Annotated in this window: 24 protein-coding genes; 13 read left to right on the forward strand and 11 right to left on the reverse strand. The window is 66.4% G+C overall.

All coding sequences use genetic code 11. The annotated features are described in order from the left end of the window. Nucleotides 1–118 precede the first annotated feature (118 nt). Genes BEP68_RS01120 through BEP68_RS01135 form a run of 4 tightly spaced genes read left to right on the forward strand, consistent with a single transcriptional unit; the run spans nt 119 to nt 2,140 of the window. A complete protein-coding gene (locus BEP68_RS01120) occupies nt 119–1,183 on the forward strand; it encodes a M4 family metallopeptidase (protein WP_187248988.1) in 1,065 nt (354 codons plus the stop codon). Continuing rightward, nucleotides 1,158–1,463 carry a protealysin inhibitor emfourin gene (locus BEP68_RS01125; RefSeq protein WP_053098506.1) on the forward strand — a complete coding sequence of 102 codons (306 nt, stop codon included), beginning with the start codon at nt 1,158–1,160 and terminating at the stop codon, nt 1,461–1,463. The genes BEP68_RS01120 and BEP68_RS01125 overlap by 26 nt, the downstream gene beginning before the upstream one ends. Before the next feature lie 35 nt (nt 1,464–1,498). Next, nucleotides 1,499–1,837 carry a hypothetical protein gene (locus tag BEP68_RS01130; RefSeq protein ID WP_187248989.1) on the forward strand — a complete coding sequence of 113 codons (339 nt, stop codon included), beginning with the start codon at nt 1,499–1,501 and terminating at the stop codon, nt 1,835–1,837. Between the two features lie 60 nt (nt 1,838–1,897). Then, complete coding sequence (locus BEP68_RS01135; protein ID WP_053098504.1) at nt 1,898–2,140, forward strand: hypothetical protein; 243 nt, start codon at nt 1,898–1,900, stop codon at nt 2,138–2,140. Between the two features lie 9 nt (nt 2,141–2,149). Here the strand turns inward: BEP68_RS01135 and BEP68_RS01140 are convergent, their stop codons facing one another. Continuing rightward, nucleotides 2,150–3,205 carry a mechanosensitive ion channel family protein gene (locus tag BEP68_RS01140; RefSeq protein ID WP_056276280.1) on the reverse strand — a complete coding sequence of 352 codons (1,056 nt, stop codon included), beginning with the start codon at nt 3,203–3,205 and terminating at the stop codon, nt 2,150–2,152. Between the two features lie 85 nt (nt 3,206–3,290). On the opposite strand from BEP68_RS01140, the gene BEP68_RS01145 reads away from it, so the two are divergent. Then, nucleotides 3,291–4,028 (forward strand): ribonuclease H, encoded by a 738-nt coding sequence (locus BEP68_RS01145; protein ID WP_053098502.1) that lies wholly within the window; start codon nt 3,291–3,293, stop codon nt 4,026–4,028. A 38-nt stretch (nt 4,029–4,066) separates the two neighbouring features. After that, nucleotides 4,067–4,489 (forward strand): DoxX family membrane protein, encoded by a 423-nt coding sequence (locus BEP68_RS01150; protein WP_053098501.1) that lies wholly within the window; start codon nt 4,067–4,069, stop codon nt 4,487–4,489. A 78-nt stretch (nt 4,490–4,567) separates the two neighbouring features. Here BEP68_RS01150 and BEP68_RS01155 read toward each other — a convergent pair whose 3' ends face one another. From BEP68_RS01155 to BEP68_RS01165, 3 genes are all read right to left on the reverse strand, one after another. Next, nucleotides 4,568–5,545, reverse strand: a complete 978-nt coding sequence (locus BEP68_RS01155) for an SRPBCC family protein (RefSeq protein WP_187248990.1) — start codon at nt 5,543–5,545, stop codon at nt 4,568–4,570. Nucleotide 5,546: 1 nt separating this feature from the next. Beyond that, nucleotides 5,547–5,942, reverse strand: a complete 396-nt coding sequence (locus tag BEP68_RS01160; protein ID WP_053098499.1) for an ArsR/SmtB family transcription factor — start codon at nt 5,940–5,942, stop codon at nt 5,547–5,549. A gap of 519 nt (nt 5,943–6,461) precedes the next feature. Then, on the reverse strand, nt 6,462–6,815 hold the full coding sequence (locus BEP68_RS01165; protein ID WP_042538356.1) for a MerR family transcriptional regulator: 354 nt from the start codon (nt 6,813–6,815) through the stop codon (nt 6,462–6,464). A gap of 192 nt (nt 6,816–7,007) precedes the next feature. On the opposite strand from BEP68_RS01165, the gene BEP68_RS01170 reads away from it, so the two are divergent. From BEP68_RS01170 to BEP68_RS01180, 3 genes are all read left to right on the forward strand, one after another. Next, nucleotides 7,008–8,525: a SulP family inorganic anion transporter gene (locus tag BEP68_RS01170; RefSeq protein ID WP_042538242.1), complete on the forward strand. Its 1,518-nt coding sequence runs from the start codon at nt 7,008–7,010 to the stop codon at nt 8,523–8,525. A 273-nt stretch (nt 8,526–8,798) separates the two neighbouring features. After that, nucleotides 8,799–9,380, forward strand: coding sequence for a hypothetical protein (locus tag BEP68_RS01175; protein ID WP_042538244.1), 582 nt, complete (start codon nt 8,799–8,801; stop codon nt 9,378–9,380). Nucleotides 9,381–9,595: 215 nt separating this feature from the next. Then, nucleotides 9,596–10,141, forward strand: coding sequence for a hypothetical protein (locus BEP68_RS01180; RefSeq protein ID WP_136057006.1), 546 nt, complete (start codon nt 9,596–9,598; stop codon nt 10,139–10,141). A gap of 276 nt (nt 10,142–10,417) precedes the next feature. Here the strand turns inward: BEP68_RS01180 and BEP68_RS01185 are convergent, their stop codons facing one another. The 5 genes from BEP68_RS01185 to BEP68_RS01205 all read right to left on the reverse strand — a co-directional run bounded on the left by BEP68_RS01185 (nt 10,418) and on the right by BEP68_RS01205 (nt 14,078). Beyond that, nucleotides 10,418–10,783 carry a rhodanese-like domain-containing protein gene (locus BEP68_RS01185; RefSeq protein ID WP_042538246.1) on the reverse strand — a complete coding sequence of 122 codons (366 nt, stop codon included), beginning with the start codon at nt 10,781–10,783 and terminating at the stop codon, nt 10,418–10,420. A gap of 32 nt (nt 10,784–10,815) precedes the next feature. Further along, nucleotides 10,816–11,334: a DUF4395 domain-containing protein gene (locus tag BEP68_RS01190; protein ID WP_042538248.1), complete on the reverse strand. Its 519-nt coding sequence runs from the start codon at nt 11,332–11,334 to the stop codon at nt 10,816–10,818. Nucleotides 11,335–11,354: 20 nt separating this feature from the next. Continuing rightward, a complete protein-coding gene (locus BEP68_RS01195; RefSeq protein ID WP_042538250.1) occupies nt 11,355–12,125 on the reverse strand; it encodes a sulfite exporter TauE/SafE family protein in 771 nt (256 codons plus the stop codon). Nucleotides 12,126–12,142: 17 nt separating this feature from the next. Then, entirely contained in the window at nt 12,143–13,552 is a 1,410-nt protein-coding gene (locus tag BEP68_RS01200; RefSeq protein ID WP_042538252.1) for an MBL fold metallo-hydrolase, read from the reverse strand. Between the two features lie 160 nt (nt 13,553–13,712). After that, entirely contained in the window at nt 13,713–14,078 is a 366-nt protein-coding gene (locus tag BEP68_RS01205) for a thioredoxin family protein (protein WP_042538256.1), read from the reverse strand. A 294-nt stretch (nt 14,079–14,372) separates the two neighbouring features. Here BEP68_RS01205 and BEP68_RS01210 point away from each other — a divergent pair, with 294 nt between their 5' ends. The 4 genes from BEP68_RS01210 to BEP68_RS01225 all read left to right on the forward strand — a co-directional run bounded on the left by BEP68_RS01210 (nt 14,373) and on the right by BEP68_RS01225 (nt 17,646). Next, a complete protein-coding gene (locus BEP68_RS01210) occupies nt 14,373–14,666 on the forward strand; it encodes a metal-sensitive transcriptional regulator (protein WP_042538258.1) in 294 nt (97 codons plus the stop codon). Nucleotides 14,667–14,834: 168 nt separating this feature from the next. Further along, nucleotides 14,835–15,722: a prolipoprotein diacylglyceryl transferase gene (gene lgt, locus BEP68_RS01215; protein WP_052492873.1), complete on the forward strand. Its 888-nt coding sequence runs from the start codon at nt 14,835–14,837 to the stop codon at nt 15,720–15,722. Between the two features lie 236 nt (nt 15,723–15,958). After that, nucleotides 15,959–16,672 carry a response regulator transcription factor gene (locus BEP68_RS01220; RefSeq protein ID WP_228385636.1) on the forward strand — a complete coding sequence of 238 codons (714 nt, stop codon included), beginning with the start codon at nt 15,959–15,961 and terminating at the stop codon, nt 16,670–16,672. Beyond that, nucleotides 16,669–17,646 carry a sensor histidine kinase gene (locus BEP68_RS01225; protein ID WP_042538261.1) on the forward strand — a complete coding sequence of 326 codons (978 nt, stop codon included), beginning with the start codon at nt 16,669–16,671 and terminating at the stop codon, nt 17,644–17,646. The genes BEP68_RS01220 and BEP68_RS01225 overlap by 4 nt, the downstream gene beginning before the upstream one ends. Here the strand turns inward: BEP68_RS01225 and BEP68_RS01230 are convergent. Beyond that, nucleotides 17,637–18,476 carry an FAD:protein FMN transferase gene (locus BEP68_RS01230; protein WP_052492863.1) on the reverse strand — a complete coding sequence of 280 codons (840 nt, stop codon included), beginning with the start codon at nt 18,474–18,476 and terminating at the stop codon, nt 17,637–17,639. The two genes, BEP68_RS01225 and BEP68_RS01230, sit on opposite strands and share 10 nt — an antisense overlap. Further along, nucleotides 18,476–18,955, reverse strand: coding sequence for an FMN-binding protein (locus BEP68_RS01235; protein WP_042538263.1), 480 nt, complete (start codon nt 18,953–18,955; stop codon nt 18,476–18,478). Before BEP68_RS01235 ends, BEP68_RS01230 begins: the two co-directional genes overlap by 1 nt. Between the last annotated feature and the right edge of the window lie 5 nt (nt 18,956–18,960).

The following is an 18,960-nucleotide window of genomic DNA, read 5'->3' on the forward strand; positions in this document are numbered from 1 at the left end:
GAGGCCCGGAATCCGGCCGATGCAGGCGCATCCGGCCGACCGAGGCGCACGTACGGCGACTCCGCACGGCCCCGCCAGCCCTCGCCCGAACGTCGGACCCCCGGCGTAGGGTCTGAACATGAGCAGCCACACCGAGATCCCCGGAGTCGTCCCGTCCTACCTGCTCGCGCGCCTGGCCGAGTCGGGCCGCTATCCCCGTGCGGCCGCCGCCGCACGGCAGACACTGACGGCGGGCAGACCGCCGTTCCGTGCGCGCATCGATCTGTCGATCGACGAGAACGGAGACCTGGTCGCCGAGCTGTCGGACGCGCCGAACCGCACGATCAGCGACGCCGGCAACACCCAGAACCTCCCCGGGGCGATCGTCCGCGCCGAAGACGACGAGCCGGTGGCCGACACGTCGGTCAACGAGGCGTTCGACGGACTCGGGGCGACGTTCGAGATGCTGCTCTCCGCCTTCGGGCGCAACTCGCTCAACGACGCCGGCGCCCCTCTCGACGCCACCGTGCACTACGGCATCGACTACGACAATGCCTTCTGGGACGGCGAGCGCATGGTGTTCGGCGACGGCGACGGCGAGGTGTTCGTCGGCTTCACCTCATCGACCACGGTGATCGGCCACGAACTCGCGCACGGCGTGGTGCAGTACACCGCGAACCTCGAGTACCAGGGTCAGCCCGGCGCGCTGAACGAGTCGATCGCCGATGTCTTCGGCGCGCTCACCGAGCAGTACCTCCTCGGGCAGACCGCCGCAGATGCCACCTGGCTCATCGGGGCGGAGATCTTCACGGATGCCGTGCAGGGCAGTGCACTGCGGTCGATGATCGCCCCGGGCACGGCCTACGACGACGACGAGCTCGGCAAAGACCCGCAGCCCGATCACATGAGCGGATTCGTGCGCACGACAGAAGACAACGGCGGCGTGCACATCAACTCGGGCATCCCCAACCGGGCCTTCGCCCTCTTCGCGATCGACCTCGGCGGCAACGCCTGGGAGACCGCCGGAACGGTCTGGTACCGCGCGCTCACCGGCGGACTGTCGAGCACTGCGAGTTTCACGGAGTTCGCCGACGCGACCCTCGCTGCGGCATCCGCCATCGACGACGCGACCGCCGCGGCCGCTCGACGTGCGTGGGCGACCGTGGGAGTCTATGAGGATGAGCGAGTCCCCAGAGTCGAGTGACGCGCCGGTCGTCATCGCGGTGGTGCGGACGGGCGGCATCGCCGGCATCCGTCGCAAGTGGCGGGTGGAACCAGACCCGACCGAGACGCACCACTGGATCGCGATGATCGACAGCTGCCCGTGGGATGCCGACAGCGATGCCGATTCTGGCGCAGACCGCTTCGTGTGGCTGATCCGCGTGCGCACACCGTCGGAGGAACGCGAACGCGAGCTCCCCGACTCCGCACTCGACGGGCCGTGGCGAGAACTCGTCGATGCGGTGCGCGAGGCCGCGGCCTGACCGAACGATCCACAGACGACGAGAGGCACAACCCCGTGACGACCGAAGAGGCCGCCCGACTGCTGCAGCTGGCCCGAGACGCCTACGACCGCGCTGACGCGTTGCTGCACCTCAACGTCGAGGTCAGCCGACTCACCGGCGAGGCCTCGACCTGGGGATCCGCGCAGAACGGATTCATGAGCGATGACAGCATCGGCTATTTCCTGAGCGAGGTCGAACGCGTGGGCTGGCGGCTCGATCACACGGGGTACACATTCGTCGAGTCCGGGGCGACCACCTCGGCGCGCATGCTCAGCACCGGCACCGGCGTCGTCAATCACGGCGCTGTCGAGGGGTACTTCACATTCCGTCGCCGCCAGCCGGCTGAGGCCTGACCCGATCAATCCGGTGTGAATCCGGCCGCCCCGTCGCGAGGCGGGTCGAGAATGGGACCCATGGGACTTTTCCAGCAGCGCTCCGATGACGAAGAGAATCAGTGGACTCTGCCCTCCGAGCCGCTCGAGCGGTCGGAGACCGAGGTGCTCGACGCCGCGCCGGCGGTCGACCCGCTGGCCATCGGACTCGGCCTCGGTGCCGGCGCATCGATCAGCTCCGTCGCCTTCCCCGTCGCCCCGCCCGCTCCCGCGGCGTTCTCGATCGAAGATCGCGAGCCCGAAGACCGCGAGCCCGAAGGCTGACCCGCCTTCTCAGTCCGCGAGCTGCGGGGCACCCAGGTCGACTCGCGTCCGGGGAAGTGCCTCGGGATGCTCACGCTGCAGCCAGCCGATCATCTTCTCCCGTACCTCGCAGCGCAGTGTCCACTGATCGCCCGAGTCCTTGGCCGACATCACCAGGCGCACCGTGACGTAACCGCCCTGTGCCTCCGTCACCGCGGAGTCGTAGGAACGGCCGTCCCAGGCGGGTGACGCCTCGACGATGCGCTGGAACTCCTGCCGCAGCTCATCCATCGGCACTCGCCAGTCGAGATCGAGGTAGACCGTGCCGAGGATCTTGTCGGAACGTCGCGTCCAGGTCTCGATCGGTGTCGTCGTGAAGTAGCTGCACGGAATGACCAGGCGGCGCTCGTCCCAGATGTAGACGACCACGTAGGACAGGTTGATCTCGCCGACCCGCCCCCATTCGCCTTCGACGACGACCACGTCGCCGACTCGGATCGCATCGGTGAAAGCGACCTGCACCCCTGCGATGAGGTTGCCGAGGATCGACTGCGCAGCGAGTCCGGCGATGATGCTGACGATGCCGGCCGAGGCCAGCAGGCTCGTGCCGACGGCCCTCATCTCGGGGAAGCTGAAGAGCACGGCGCCCAGAGACAGCACGGCGATCGTGACGAGGACGAGCCGGTGGATGACGAGCAGCTGCGTGCGACGGCGGCGGGCTTCCGGACCGACGAGCAGCGTCTCCTCTCTGGCCATCAATCGCTCGAAGCCGAATGAGATCGATGCGCCGAGCAACCACGAGCCGGTGAGGATCGTGGCGATCAGGAACAGCCGGGACACCACCGGCCACCATTCCTGTGTCGCCGGCTCTGAGATCGCACCCGCGATCCAGATCGCGACCACAGCGGTCGTCGCGATCATCGCGTTGCGCACGCGTCTGGCGAGATCGCGCACCCATGGCACACGACGGCTGATCAGCGAGGCGGCGAGCGCCAGCACCGCGAGTGCGGCGGCAGAGATCACCGTGAGGATGGCGATCGACGCGGCGGTGCCGACCCAGGAATCCCAGGAGAAGTCGGTAGGCATCGATCCACACTATGTCCCGCGGCGGGCGGAGGCGAACGCACGTAGCCGCGCAAGGAGTGTCGCCGCGCGCGGCTACGGTTGAGGGATGACGATCACCGCCGCCGCAGACGGCTCCGCCCTGGGCAACCCCGGCCCGAACGGCTGGGCCTGGTACATCGACGACGCCAACTGGGCCGCGGGCGGCTCCCCGCATGGCACGAACAACCAGGGTGAGCTGCGGGCCGTGCTCGAACTGCTGCAGGCGACGGCCGGCATCTCCGAGAAGCTGATGATCGAGTGCGACAGCCGCTACGTGATCGATTCGGTGACCAAGTGGATGCCGGGCTGGAAGCGCAAGGGCTGGCGCAAGTCGGACGGCGGGCCCGTGCTCAACCGCGACCTGCTCGAGGGCATCGACGAGGCGATCCGCGGGCGCGACGTCGAGTTCTCGTGGGTCAAGGGCCACGCCGGGCACCCCCTGAACGAGGCGGCCGACGAGCGCGCGAACGCCGCAGCGAAGGCCTACCAGGCACAGCAGGAGCCGCGCCGCGGGCCCGGGTTCACCATGGCGACGGATGCCGGGGCCGCTGCTGCAGCATCCGCTCCGATCGCCGCCGCAGCGACACGCGGCGAGCAGGATGCTGCGGCATCCCCGGCCGTCGCGACGTCTCTCGCCGAACCCCTGTGGGCCGAGCCATCCGACCTGCTCGACAGCCTCTATGCGCCGGTCGACGATCCGATCGAGGTGCGACTCGCGTTGTCGAGCGACGAGCACGCCCGCCTGCGCGATCGCGCCGAGGCACAGGGCGTCACGCTCGAAGAGGCGCTCCGCCGCCTGATCTGACGGCCCTCACCCCTGAGGGCCACGCGTACACTCGCACCATGGCGAAGAATGTCGCACGCACCATCGGCCGGGTCTTCCTGGGTTCCTCGCTCGTCTTCGCGGGCGTCTCGCATCTGACGTTCGCGCGCGAGGAGTTCCAGGCGCAGGTGCCGGAGTGGGTGCCCATCGACCCGGACGTGACCGTGCTCGCCTCCGGTGTCGTCGAGATCGGACTCGGCACCGCGCTGCTCGTCGCGCGCAAGCACCGCGGACTGGTCGGCGTGATCACCGCACTGTTCTTCGTCGCGGTCTTCCCCGGCAACATCGCGCAGTGGACGCATCACCGCGACGGCTTCGGCCTCGACACCGACATGAAGCGATTCGTGCGCCTGTTCTTCCAGCCCGTGCTGATCGCCCTGGCCATCTGGTCGACGCGCCGCCCGCGCCGCGACGCGGCCGGCTCCGCTCCCGCCGCTCCATAACTCCGAAGCTCTGCACCGGAACGGCGGAAGACCGGCCGTTCCCCGAGGGATGCGACCGGCCTTCCGGAGTCGTGGAGCTCAGGCCGCGAGCAGCTCCCGCTCGAGGCGGGCGTACGAGGTCTCCATGCCGTCGGCCATGCCGGTGGCGAGGATCATGTCGCGCGTCTCCTTGTCGGGGTACTCGATGTAGAGCGTGATGAGCGTCGCCCCGTCCTCTTCGTAGAGGTTCAGGTCGTTCAGCGTCTCGACCGGCATCCCGATCATCCGCTCGGTCTGCACCGACCGCCGCGGTGCGTCGATCAGCAGCGCCTCGCCCTCGAATCCGAACGGCTGCCCCTCGGTGTCACCTACGGGTGCCCAGGAGTTGCGGTAGGTCTGACCGACCTCGGTGGCGACGACGCACTCGGTCATCTCCCACCCGTCGGGTCCGAGCAGCCACTGCTTCATGAGCTCGGGGTCGTTGTGCGCACGCCAGACCAGTTCGCGCGGTCCCTCGACGAGACGCGTGATGCGCACGTGGGTGTCGTCGAGCAGCTCGACCTGCGTGCCCTTGCCCTGCGCGTAGTCGCGCAGATCCTGCAGCACGGCGTCGAGCTGGCTCATCGCCAGCTTCAGACCCTCGATCTGGCCCATCTCGACGACCTGCTCGATCGCCTCGACCGAGTCGAAGTGACTGGTCGTGACCATGCGGGTGCCATCGGCGGTGGACTCGAACGCGAACGACATCCGCTGCGCGGGGAAGCCGTCGAGAGGGTTGCCCTCATCGTCGACGAACGAGTCGAGCACCTCGAAGCTGTGCGGGGCATCGATCGAGAGGAACTCCCACGACCCCGACGACTTCTCGCCGCGCGGCCCGCTCATCGAGTACTGCGCACGTCCGCCGACCGTGTGGTCCCAGGCGGTGAAGGTGGCCGGCCATCCGGGAGGGCCCCAGAAGCGCTCGAGCTGGCGCGGGTCGCTGTATGCAGCCCAGACCCGCTCGATCGGCGCCGCGAAATCGGCGACGACGGTCATGGTGAGGTTGTCGGCATCGGTGGTGACATCCGTGACGGGCATGTCAGTCTCCTTCTTCGGTTCGTGGAACATCGGTGGTGTCGGTCGTATCGGTGCGGGATGCCGGCGTCTCGGCCAGCAGCTCGTCGAGCCGGGCGATGCGCGACCGCCACAGCTCTTCGTATCGGGCGAGGAGCGCCCTGGCGCGGGCGATCATCTCGGGGTTCGCGCGGACGAGCCGCTCGCGTCCCTCGGCGCGCTTGACGATGAGATTCGCCGCTTCGAGCACGGCCACGTGCTTCTGCACCGCGGCGAACGACATCTCGTATTCGGAGGCGAGGGTCGAGACGGACTGCTCCCGCTCGATCGTCCGACGCAGGATGTCGCGTCGGGTCGACGTCGCCAATGCGTGGAACACACGGTCGACCTCCGCTTCGCTCAGTTCTCTTTGTGCAACCATTTGGTTGTACGTTAGACCCGAGAGAGAGCGGATGTCAAGGGTTCTTGTGAGTTACGTCTTTAGATCGGACTAACCGCTTTACATCGGATTACCCGCCGCTCGATCGGACTTAGTCCGGGCTAAAGCAAGTGTCGGGAGATTGACAGCGGTGTGCGGCGCTGATCCTGCGGGCAAGCCACAACGCGTGACGAACCTGACGCTCCGCCCTCGGGATGGCAATGCAGCCAGCTGAGGTCACGCAGACGAGTCAGATCTTCAGACTGGCCCATGAGCGACGACGGTTTGACGAGTGAACCTCTAGACCTCGATTACGGGTGCTTTCTTGCTGACAGAGCCTGCGCCGAAACCCACACATCACCTGTTTCGGTGCCCTACGGTTTCGGCAGGGGGTTACGGCGGAGCGAGGCACGGCGTGTCGCGCTTCCCACCAGCACCGAGGATCCCCGGCCGCAAACGATCGTTTTCGGCAGACCGATCGACTATGGGCCGAGGCCTCCAACGCGGTGCATCCGTCTCTCTTTAGAGCTGACCGAGCAGTTGCACGAACTCGTCGGCCATGGCGAGCTGCTCCGTGAGTTTCTGGCGACGCTGGTCGGCGCCGTCGCGGATGTCATCGATCCGGGCGCGCAACGCCACGTCGCTCGGGTCGACGGTGAGGGCGTCGACGACGTCGAGGAGTTCGCGCATCTCGTCGAGGGTGTATCCCAACGGTTTCATTCTGCGGATGATGAGGATGCGATCGACATCTTTCTCGGTGTAAAGCCGGAACCCGCCCTCCGTGCGCGCGGACGGCTGCACGAGCCCCACGTCGTCCCAGTGTCGAAGCGAGCGGAACGAGAGCGCCGTGCGCTCGGCCACTTCGCCGATCCGCATCGTCTCGACGGTCCTGTGTTCGTCTTCCACTGATTTCCCCACAACACTCACGTTACGTTAGAGTCTAGATCGGCGCGGCTCTCGCGCCCGCTCCCCTTATCTTTCCGTGTCGGCCTGACCGACGCCTGCGCACCGCTGCGCTCCCATTCGTTTCCCGCGCTCTCACGAGAGAGCCCAGCACCCGGAGGGCACATGACTGCCGTCACCCCCACCCGCGACTCCGCGTCGCGTTACCGCATCGAACCCACCGTCATGCAGGCGCTGCGCAGCCCGCGCCTTTTGACCCGTGAAGTCCTCGCGGGCCTCGTCGTCGCCCTTGCCCTGATCCCGGAGGCGATCGCGTTCTCGATCATCGCGGGCGTCGACCCCCGAGTCGGCCTGTTCTCGTCCTTCATCATGGCCGTCGCGATCGCGTTCCTCGGCGGACGCCCTGCCATGATCACCGCGGCCACCGGAGCAATCGCGCTCGTCATCGCGCCCGTCGCTCGTGAGTACGGCATGGACTACTTCATCGCCACGGTCCTGCTCGGTGGACTCATCCAGATCGTCCTCGCGTTGCTCGGGGTCGCCAAGCTGATGCGGTTCATCCCGCGCTCGGTGATGGTCGGGTTCGTGAACGCTCTGGCGATCTTGATCTTCACTTCGCAGTTTCCGCAGCTCATCGGCGTTCCCTGGCTGGTCTACCCGCTCGTCGCGGTCGGCCTGCTGGTGATGTATCTCATGCCGCGGATCACGAAGGTGATCCCGGCGCCACTCGTCGCGATCGTGCTGCTCACCGCGGCAGTCGTGGTCTTCGCGTGGAACGTGCCGAACGTGGGCGATCAGGGAGAACTTCCCGAGAGCTTGCCGGCGCTGTTCATTCCGAATGTGCCGCTCACCTTCGAGACGCTGCAGATCATCGCTCCCTACGCGCTGGCTATGGCCGTGGTCGGCCTGCTCGAGTCGCTCATGACCGCGAAGCTCGTTGACGACATCACCGACACCCACTCCCGCAAGACCCGCGAGGCACTTGGACAGGGCGCCGCGAACGTTCTCTCCGGCGCGTTCGGCGGCATGGGTGGCTGCGCGATGATCGGCCAGACCATGATCAACGTCAAAGCCTCCGGCGCACGCACCCGGATCTCGACCTTCCTCGCCGGCGTCTTCCTGCTGGTCCTCGTGCTCGCGCTCGGCGACGTGGTGGCGATCATTCCCATGGCAGCGCTCGTCGCCGTCATGATCCTCGTCTCGATTGCGACTTTCGACTGGCACAGCATCCGCCTGAGCACGCTCAAGCGCATGCCGAAGAGCGAGACCGCCGTCATGCTCATCACCGTCATCGCCACCGTCTGGACCCACAACCTCGCCGTTGGCGTCATCCTCGGAGTCGTGGCCGCGATGATCATGTTCGCCCGACGCGTCGCACACTTCGTCAGCGTCACCCGCACCCTCAGTGACGACGGCGACACAGCGCATTACGCCGTCGATGGAGAACTCTTCTTCGCCTCCAGCAACGACCTCACCACCCAGTTCGAGTACGGCGACGACCCCGACACGGTAGTCATCGACATGAGTCACTCCCACGTCTGGGACGCTTCCACCGTGGCCGCCCTCGACGCCATCGTCACCAAGTACGAAAACCACGGGAAGACCGTCACCATCCAAGGCCTGAACGACACCGCAGCAGCGTTCCACGGCCGCCTCACCGGAAACCTCGGCGCCGGGCACTGAGTCACGATTCACGCAAGAAGAAGGGGCGGCCTCGGGTCGCCCCTTCTTCGTCATCCACCGACGCCGCCGCTCCTCGACCCTCAAGCTCGGCATCGAGCGCGAGGCTCGGCCCTCCAGCGCGCCGAAATAGTCTGCCGAAACCGGCTTCCGGTGCACGTTTGCGGCACCCCTCGCAGAGCAGAATACGAAATCACGCCGTAAACGATCGTTTTCGGCACTCCACAACTACGGAGTATGCCCTTCGTCAGATGAGACCCACCGTAGGCTCAGAGGATGAGCACGGGTCAGGTGTTGCGCATCCCGTTCGAGTCGAAGGGGTTTGCAGGCGTCGTCACTGTAGACACGGTGACGAGCACGAACATTTCGCAGACTGGGCTGAACGCCCTTCTGAACGATGTGCCACACGAACGGCTCATCGGCTACCCGATCATGACGGCAACCGTTGAGCATGCCGGCTCCGGCTACAACGCTGTGTTCGCCTGGGTTCAGTTCGTGGAGATGACCCCCGCAGATGAATCGCCCTCGACAGCGTTCTTGGACAATATGCCGAGCCTGAACCAGCAGGGTCCTTTCAGTTCGCTTGGGTTTCTGCCGACGCTGTTTGACGCCCCCGCGAATCCCAACGCGCCAGACCTTCAATGGCGCGCCCATTCATATCTTGTCCGGTTCTCTGTTTACGAACCGCGAGTGATCACGCCGATTGCAGCGTTCCAATGGGGGTACGACCTATGCGCGGGAAAGCCCAGCGTCGTACATGCGACCCCTCTTCCCTGGCAAGACATGCTGCGCTGGACGAGCTCGCTGCCTGACTCGTTAGGCGGTTGGGACGTTAACGTAGCTCCCGACGCTGACTAGTGGCGAGCTCCTAGCGTCGCTGTCACCCGCACGCTCAGCCGAAAACCTCTGCCGCTTGGTGGTTACGCCGCGCGTTTTCGGCAGGCCTTCCGTTGCACACGCCAGGATCGCGCCGTAAACGATCGATTTCGGCTGCGATCGCGGCTATTCTCCGGGGGATCCCGTTGAACCACATCTCCGACATTTCTCGAGCTTCGGAGTGAGAGAGTGAGAGCGTGGAGATGAGGCGGAAGGGCAGAGCGGGCGCGATGTTCCTCTGCGCAATCGTGGCGACGACAACATTCACAGGATGCGCTGTCGAATACCATGGCTATCCCAGCGGAATAGATGGTGTGCTCTGGCGACAAGTCGCATCCTTCGAAGATCCTCTATCCCAGCGTCTCTACAGTCCCCCAGTTGATGGTCCGACGGCTTACCTCGACACCCTTCCTGGCGCACGGTGGGATGGCGACGCCCTCTCAGCGGCTGAGTTCGAGATCGAGCAGGGTGGCATCGTCCTCTACAACATCTCTTCGACGGATGCCTTCGCTCACGTCTCGGTGTTCATCGCCTCAGGACCACGACCGGCCATCCCGACCGATGATGGCTATGCCTACAACGGGCCAAGCGAGGTTTACACCTGCTACGACGTGAGGGCCGATTTTCGCTCGCAGCCAATGCCGTCAGCAGAACGAGACATCCTCACGAAGTGTCCAACACCCCTCGTGGAACTCTTAGCCGAGGATGCCGCATTTGCTAGTGGTGAGGTGTTCGACGGGTAGGCATCGACTTTTTCCGTCCGCCGGCGATCAACGGGAGCTGCCGAAAGCGCCTGCCGAAACGCGCTTCCGGCGAACGTTAGTGGCACCCTCGAAAGCGCACGACACCTGACCTCACCGTAAACGATCGTTTTCGGTGGGCTAAGGCGAGCAGGTTTGAACAGTCGGGGCGGGCATCTGGCGACCCCGCCCCGACTGTGCATCGCGAGGCAGTGCTCGAGCGATGCGGTGGCGTGCTGTGCACGCAGGTACGTGCTCGTGGGGGCGAGCACGTACGTCTCAGGGCTGCACGACGGGGAGGCCTGTCGTGGCGGCGGCGTCTTCCAGGGAGCCGAGGTTGAGGAGGTCGGTGAAGCCGGCCTGCTTCATCAGGTCGATGGCGACTCCTGCCCGGTTACCTGAACGGCAGTAGACGAGGTAGGTGGCTTCGGGGTCAAGGTCCGGCAGCGCAGCTTGGAGGTCGCCGCCCGTGACGTCGAGCAGGAGGGCGCCGTCGAGGTGGCCGGTGGCGCGCTCGGCGGGGGTGCGCACGTCGATGATGACCGCGTCGGGGCCGAGGTCAGCCTGTGGTGTGGGTGTGCTGGCGCAGGAGGTGAGCGTGAGTGCGGTGATGACGGCGAGGGTGGTGAGGGTTAGGCGGCCCATGTGCGTCCTTTCGTTGTGAGGGAGCGAGAGTGTCAGCGGTCGCAGGCGCCGTTGGCGCAGTGGCGGGTGGGCTGCCTACTGAAGCGTTGGTGCAGGGCACATCCCGCGCACCACCCGAGGGTGGCTTCTAGGAGCAGGACTGTGAAGCAGACTCCGCAGAGCCCGAGAGTCACGGGTAGCGGGACCATTCCAGCGCTCATCGTCACGCACGAGATAGCAGCGAGACCGAGGGCGAGCCACCAGGCGAAGACCTTCTGCGGCGCGCCCACCCAGTGCCGACGGCGGCGGCGTGTCAGAGCACGGCCGAGGGCGAGAGTGAGGGACAGCCGGTCGCTGATGAGTACGCGCGTCGTCATGTCGAGGAGGAAGAACATGCCGAACATCTGCAGCGGCCTGATGCTGTCGGAGGCGAGCGTGATGGTAAGGGCGGTGATGCCTATGGCGAGGAGGATGCCGGCGGCGATGCGGACGGCGTGCTCGTCGAGGACGGGCACCTCGTATCCGTCGACGTGTTCCCCGGTGCGGGGCGCGGTGTCGGTCGCGTGAGGCATGGGCTTCTTTCTGGTGGTGGTCAGGCGGAGAGCGTCTGAATGATGAGGGTGGCGAGCATGGTCAGCCCCACGGCCAGCACCAGAACCCCGAACCCGGTGCGGATGCCGGCAGCCGGGAGGCGATGCGACAGTGCCAGACCGATGAAGGATCCGGCGACGGCGAGCGCGGTGAAGGTGAGGACGATGGGCCAGTGGATGGCCACGGTCGTGATCTGGGTGAGGAAGCCGGCGGACGAGTTCACGGCGATGACTAGTAGCGATGTCCCCACTGCAGCGGCGATGGGCTGGCCGAGGAAGGTGAGGGCGGGGACGATGAGGAACCCGCCGCCTGCTCCCAGTGCCCCTGTGAGGACTCCCACGCCGAGTCCCGTACCTGTCGTTCGGATTCCACGGACGACCGGCCGCGTCGGAGGGCGCGCCGCGCGTTCTCGTCGCGGCCGCATCATGGCGATCGCTGTGACGATCATGATCGCCGCGAACAGAACGGTGAGCACGGTTTCTGGTAGCAGCTGACCAACCATCCCGCCACCGATTCCCCCGATCAAGCCGGTCGCCGCGAAGACGCCGGCGACTTTCCAGCGCACCTCGCGTCGGCGCACACGGAAGGCGGCGGAGACGGCGCTGGTGATAGCGACGACGAAGAGAGAGGAGACGATCGTCTCCCTCGTTCCGATGCCCAGGACGAGGGAGAAGATGGGGAAAGTGAGGATGGAGCCCCCGCCGCCGAGGAGCCCGAGTGCGACACCGACAAGGGCCGCGAGAGTCATCGCGAGGATGATGGAGGTGTCCACTCGAGCTCCTCGGCCGCTCAGGCGGCCGTCGGCCGAGACGGCGTCGCGGCGAGCCAGGCGTTGTAGCTGCCTTCGATCTCGATGACGTCGAGGCCGGCCCGGCGCAGGGCGCTGGCGGCGACGCTGTTGCGGACGCCGCTCTGGCAGTAGGTGAGGATCTTGCCGGCGGGCAGTTCGTCGGTGTGCCAGAGGGCCCGACCACCGGAGAGCTGCGCGGCGCCGGGGATGTGCCCGGCGTTGTACTCGGTACGGTTTCGCACGTCGAGGAGGAGCGCCGCGTCGACCTGGTCCAGGTCGGTGGGGGCGATCGTCTTGGGCTGCACCGTGGGGAGGCCATCGAGTGTGGTGATGAACCCGTCGACCTGATCGATGCCGACCCGCAGCAGATGATCCCGGAACCGGGCCGCGGCGTCCCCCGAGTCGATGATGAGGACGAGCGGCCGCGTCTCGGTGTCGGGGTCGTAGACCCAGGCGCCGTAGCTGGCTGCTTTCGCGACTCCGGGCACGTTCAGCGCGCCCTGAACAGTGCCCTCGTGCACGAGGGAGTGGTGGCGGGTGTCGACCATGATGACCCGGTCGGCGTCGATGTCGGCGTCAAGATCGAAGACGCTGCGCTCGAGGAGCGGAGGAAGTTCGCCCAGCACGGCCGGTCCGACGCGGTTCTGCCGCTTCATTCGTGCGAAGTAGGCGTGTGCGTCGGGCTGATCGTTCAACAGCGTGTCGATGAATCCCTGCTCATCGCCGGCCTCGAGGTAGGGAGCCCACCAGGCGAAACGCCGCTCGTATCCGACTGTCGAGCTTGGGACGGCGCCGAGCGCCTTGCCGCAGGCGGACCCCGACCCGTGCGCGGGGAGCACCTGCACGTAGTCGGGCAGGGTGAGGAAGTGGTCGCGGAGGCTCGCGAATAGATCCCGTGCGCCGTCGAAGCGGGTGTCGATGCCGCCTGCGGCCTCGTCCAGCAGGTCCGGGCGTCCGACGTCCCCGACGAACACGAAGTCACCGGTGAGGACATAGCCCGGCTCGGAGGTCGTGGCGCCGTCGATGACGAGGAAGGACAGGTGCTCGGGGGTGTGCCCGGGAGTGTGGACCGCCTCGACCGTGATGTTGCCGACCGTGATGCGGTGACCGTGCATTATCCGGGTGGCGTCTTGGAACCCGACACCGTACTGCCAGTCCGGGCCGCCCTCGCCGGAGACATACATCGTCGCCCCGGTACGGGCTGCGAGCTCGCGGGTGCCGGAGAGGTAGTCGGCGTGGATGTGGGTCTCGGTGACCGCGGTGATGGTCATGCTGTTCTTCGCGGCGAGGTCGAGGTAGACCTGGATGTCGCGGCGCGGGTCGACGACGATCGCTTCACCGGTGCGCTGGCAGCCGATGATGTAGCTGGCGTGGGCGAGGTCGTCGTCGTAGAGGCGTTCGAGGAGCATAAGGGTCTCCGTCGCTTTCTTCTGGGTCAGTGCGTGCAAGTGCAGCGCTGGGATACGGGGACGCCCGCGAGGGCTTGTTCGATGTGCTGGCCGCAGCCGTCCCAGGTGGGCTTGCCGCAGGAGGAGCAGGTGATTCGTGCGCACATGGTGCCAGGTCCTTTCAGGGGGTAGCGGTGTTGGCGAGCTGGCGGCGGACGTCGTCCATGTCCAGTTCGCGGGCCTTCTCGATGAGCAGCTCGAGCTGCGGTTCGGCAAGAGCTCCCGGCTGCCGGTAGACCAGGACGCCGTCGCGGACGACCATCAGGGTCGGAATCGAGGTGATGCGGTGGGCGGAGGCCAGAGCGGTCTCGGCCTCGGTGTCGACCTTCCCGAAGAGGATGTCGGGGTGCCTGTCGGATGCTGCATCGAATACCGGGGCGAAGGCCCGGCAGGGTCCACACCACTCAGCCCAGAAGTCGATCAGCGCGATGCCCTCGGCGTGGGTGAGCTGTTCGAAGTTCCCGGTGGTCAGTTCAACAGTTGCCATCGCCGATCACCGTCCGAACAGGCGGGCGAAGAAGCCACCCCGCTGAGACTGGGCGGCCTGGACTTCGGCACGGGTATGGCTGCCATTGCACCAGTCGGATGCGGGCACGGATTTCCGCACGGATGCGACGTGCTGACCGCACCCGGTCCAGGTCGTCTTTCCACAGGTGTGGCACTTCGTTGCTCTGCACATACGCTGATCTCCTTGCTCGGCGATACCCCGGGGAGTATCAGTTCATGTGAATACGATACCCCAGGGGGTATAGTGGTTGTCAACTCGACGGAAGGACCACCCATGACCGACACCCTCGTCACCGGCGACCCGCTCGTCCACGACCCCGAAGCCAAGCGCAAAGTCGTCAACCGCCTCAAGCGAGCTCAGGGCCAGCTGGCGGCGGTCATTACGGCCGTCGAGGACGACGCGCACTGCCGCGACGTCGTGCAGCAGCTCTCCGCCGTCTCGAAGGCCCTCGACCGGGCCGGATTCCTCGTGATCTCGACCGCGCTGCGGGAATGCCTCACCGATCCGGACGCCGACGACGTCACCTCCCCCGCCGAGTTGGAGAAGCTCTTCCTCTCCCTGGCCTGAACCGGTCAGGCCCGCTCCTCGGGGCCCTCGCCTGGTGACCTGGGAGGAGTTCGACGATTCCCGTGTCGAACACCGTTAGTCTTCCCAGGGCGCTGTTCGCATGGGACCGGCGCTGAACAATGATGTGTTGAAGCATTCACAGTGATGCCAGATGAGGAGCGGTGCTTCGTGCTTTTGACGAGTCTTCCCAGCCCCCCACCGTCGTGGGCACAGTTCACCCTCGGGCCGCTCACAATCCACACCTACGCGCTGTGCATCATCGCCGGGATCATCGCCGCCGTGATCATCACCCAACGACGCCTGTCGGCACGAGGCGCGGAGGACGGCGTGGTTGTCGACATCGTCATCTGGGCTGTCCCGATCGGCATCATCGGAGCCCGGTTCTATCACGTGTTCACCCACGTCGGGGACTACTTCTATCCGGGCGCGAACCTCGGGAACATCTTCGCCATCTGGGACGGCGGCAACGCCCTCTACGGGTCCCTCCTGGGCGGCGCTGTCGGTGCGTACATCGGCTGCCGACGAACCGGTATCCGGCTGTGGTCCTTCGCCGACGCTCTCGCGCCCGCGATGCTCATCGCGCAGTCCATGGGTCGGATCGGCAACTACTTCAACCACGAACTCTTCGGGCTGCCCACCACGCTGCCGTGGGGGCTCGAGATCCTGCCGACGGACACCATGTTCCCGGACGGCCTCCCGGCCGGAACGCTGTTCCACCCGCTGTTCCTGTACGAGATCATCTGGAACCTGATCGGCGTGGCGATCATCCTCCTCCTCGAGCGCAGATACCGGTTCCGGTGGGGACGAACCTTCGCCCTCTATATGATCTGGTACGGCCTCGGACGCAGCTGGCTCGAGGCCATCAGGATCGACCCCACCAGCGACGCCCTGTTCGGCATCCCCGCGAACGTCTGGGCATCCGTCGTCGTCGTCGCCCTCGGCATCGCGCTATTCGTCGTCCAGGGGCGACGACACCCCGAACCCGAACCCTCCGTGTACCAAGAAGGACGCGCGCCAGCGGTGGAACATCAGCCCAGCAGCGCAGACGAGAGCTGAACGCCACCCACACCTCCAGCTGTCAGCTAGTTCTGTCTAAGCGATCACGGACACAACGCCTCTTGACGTGGTGCGCCGAAAATCCCTGCCGAGAGGGGTTTCCGAAGATCGTTTGTGGCGCCTCATAAGGAGCCACCGGGCCAGTGACGCCAAAACGATCGTTTCTGGTGTGACGGACGACGGCATGCGGAAGATCATCCGGGTTACCCGACCCGGTTTGCGCCGGGCGTACGCTGATGGTCTCGATCGCGGAAGACGGGACGACGACCATGGGCGACTCGGCACAGGGGCCACGCGGTTCGCTGCTCTATGTTGAAGATGATGCGGAGATCGCTGCGCTGACCGTCGAAGTGCTGGAAGAGGTGTACGACGTCGAGCATGCCGCGGACGGCGAGACCGCGCTCCGGCTCGCGCTGAGCAGGCGATACGACGCCATGGTGGTCGATCGACGCCTCCCCGGCATGGACGGCGTCGATTTCATCTGTGCCGTGCGTACCGCGCACATCACGACGCCGGTCCTGATGCTGACCGCGCTCGGCACCGTGGACGATCGTGTCACCGGTCTCGACGGCGGAGCGAACGACTACCTGGTGAAGCCGTTCGATTACGACGAGCTGCTGGCGCGCCTTCGGGCGCTGCGACGCGCGTTCAGGGCTGATGGGGTACGTCGACGCCTCGGCGAGTGGGTGTTCACGCCGGACGCCCAGGCCGCGTACGATCCATCTGGAATCCGAGTGGCGCTGACGGCGACGGAGAGCGCGCTCCTGGAGCTGTTGAGCACCAGCCCCGAGCACGTGTTCAGTCGGGACGAGATCCTCCGCGCCGTGTTCCATGAAGGAGATACGACGAGTTCGGTGGACACGTACGTGCACTATGTGCGGCGCAAGACGTCCCCCGACATGATCGAGACCGTCCGCGCACGCGGCTACCGCGCGGGAACACCGTCATGAGCGACGCCGATAATCGACGCGTGCGTCGCGCAGCGCTATCCATCGGACTCTGGGTCGGAGTCTCGTCGGGTGTGATCGTCGCGATCGGCATCGGCGTGCTGATCGCGGTGGTGCTCTCAACGTCGCGCCGCGAAGGCGAGGAGCACGGCGGCGGCTGGTTCGGCGGTCCCGCCGGAACGCGGGACGACTTCATCGTCGACATCGACGTGATCGTTCCGGCCGTGATCATCATCGGAGTGATCGGCGTGGTGCTGCTCGGGGTTGTCGCCGCGGTCGCCGCTCGACGATCGGTCCGCCCGCTCGGGGAGGCGCTGCGTCGGCAGCGAAACTTCGTGGCCGACGCGAGCCACGAACTGCGTACGCCGCTGACGGCGCTGACGAGCCGTATCCAGGTGTTGCAACGCCGTCATGACCGAGGCGAGGACCTCGGAGCGGGTCTCACCAACCTCCGGCGCGATGCGGACATGATGGCCGACGTGCTCAACGACCTGCTCATCGCCGCGGAAGGAGAATCGTTCGCCGACGGGAACGCGGACGTCGCGACAGCGGCGGCGACAGCGGTCGCAGCGATGACGACGAGCGAGAAGCGCTCCGAGGTCTCGCTCGCGATCACCGTGGATCAGGAGGTGAAGGCGCAGCTGCCGGAAGTCACGCTCGTCCGCATCCTGGTCGCGCTGCTCGACAACGCCGTGCAGCACTCCCCGGCGCGAGGTACCGTCTCGATCCGCATCGCGCGGGACGCCCGCAACGTGACGGTGCGCGTCATCGACGAGGGCTCCGGGATCGAAGGCATCTCGCCCGAGCAGGTCTTCGAGCGCTTCGCGCGTCCGCGCGAGAGTGGGCGCCCTCGCAGCTTCGGTCTCGGACTCTCACTCGTGCGAGATGTCGCTCGCCGTGCCGGAGGGTCCATCGAGGTCGAACGGTCGACAGCATCCGGCACGACTTTCCTGCTCACACTGCCGGCTCATCCCTGAACGAGTGCGTCTCCTCCGATCGGATGCGAACCGACCGTCGTCGTCTGCACGTCCACCATCGTCGTGCCGAGCCAGCGGGTCACGCGACGATCAGCATCGACGACGATGCCGGTGCGCGACCCCGCAGCCGCGATCCACGAGCGGTTCGCCGGGCCGGCCACCACGGCAGCGGTCGCCCAGACGTCCGCTTGCGTGAGACCGTCGGTCACGATCGTGGCCGACGCGGTGCCTGTCGCGGGCCTACCGGTGCGCGGATCGAGGATATGATGCCCGCGCTCCGCCGTCCCTGAGGTCGCCACCGCACCGTTCACCACGTCGACCACCGCGATCAACTGACCGCGGTCGTGCGGGTCGGCGATTCCCACCGGCCATCGCCAGTCGGCTCCCTCGGCTGTGAACAGCTGCAGGTCTCCTCCGGCGTTGATGCCGACCGCGGTCGCGGCAGCCAGCAGCGGCTCGAGGTGCCGACGGCCCGCAGCTTCCACCGCCCAGCCCTTGACGTATCCCGTCGGGTCGAACCTTCCCCGCCACCGGGCGGAGACCAGGCCGCCAGTCTCCTCTTCGGCGCGTTCGCAGGCATCCGCGACCAGCGCCACCCTGCTGTCAGCGTCGGCGATGGAGAGTTCACCGCGACGGATGCGGCTGATGTCGGAATCAGTGCGATATGTCGAGAAGACCCGGTCGATGTCACGCAGTTCGTCGAAGCATGCTCGCACTGCCCGGTCGGCGCCCTCGTCGGTCATTTCCCCCGGAGCAATCAGATGGATGCTCATCGGAATGCCCATGATCTCCTCGACCCAGACCCGCGTCACCTCATTCGCGGTACGCATCAGCTCTGCGCCTGGTCGATCGCGCTCTGCAGCGACGAGAGGTAGCCACCGCTCGTGTATGTGGCACCGGACACCATCTGGATCTTCGAGCTCTGCGCCTGGATCGTCTCCGAGACGAGCCTCGGGATCGCGGTGCCGTTGATCTGCCGGTCCCGACCGTTGCTGTTCGGGTAATCGACCGCCTGTGCGTCCGTGATCTGTCCACCGGAGACGGTTATCTGCACCTGCACCGGCCCGTAGCGGGTCTGCGATGATGCGCCGGTGTAGGTTCCGTCGGCGAGGCCGGTGCCAGACATGGTTCCCGAGTTCGTCGATGTGGTTCCCGAGCCGCTCGCGCCGGTCTCGGCGGTCGTCAATGAACTGCCCGCTGTCGCCGCACTGGCGTCGGTCGGGGTGACCGCCTCCAGAGACGTTCGGTAGCTGAACAGCAGCACGAGTCCGCTGACGGTCGCGAGCAGCGTGTAGAGGATCTTCTTCATGGCCG

The sequence above is a fragment of the Microbacterium sp. 4-7 genome (assembly GCF_014332665.1).
Lineage (GTDB): Bacteria > Actinomycetota > Actinomycetes > Actinomycetales > Microbacteriaceae > Microbacterium.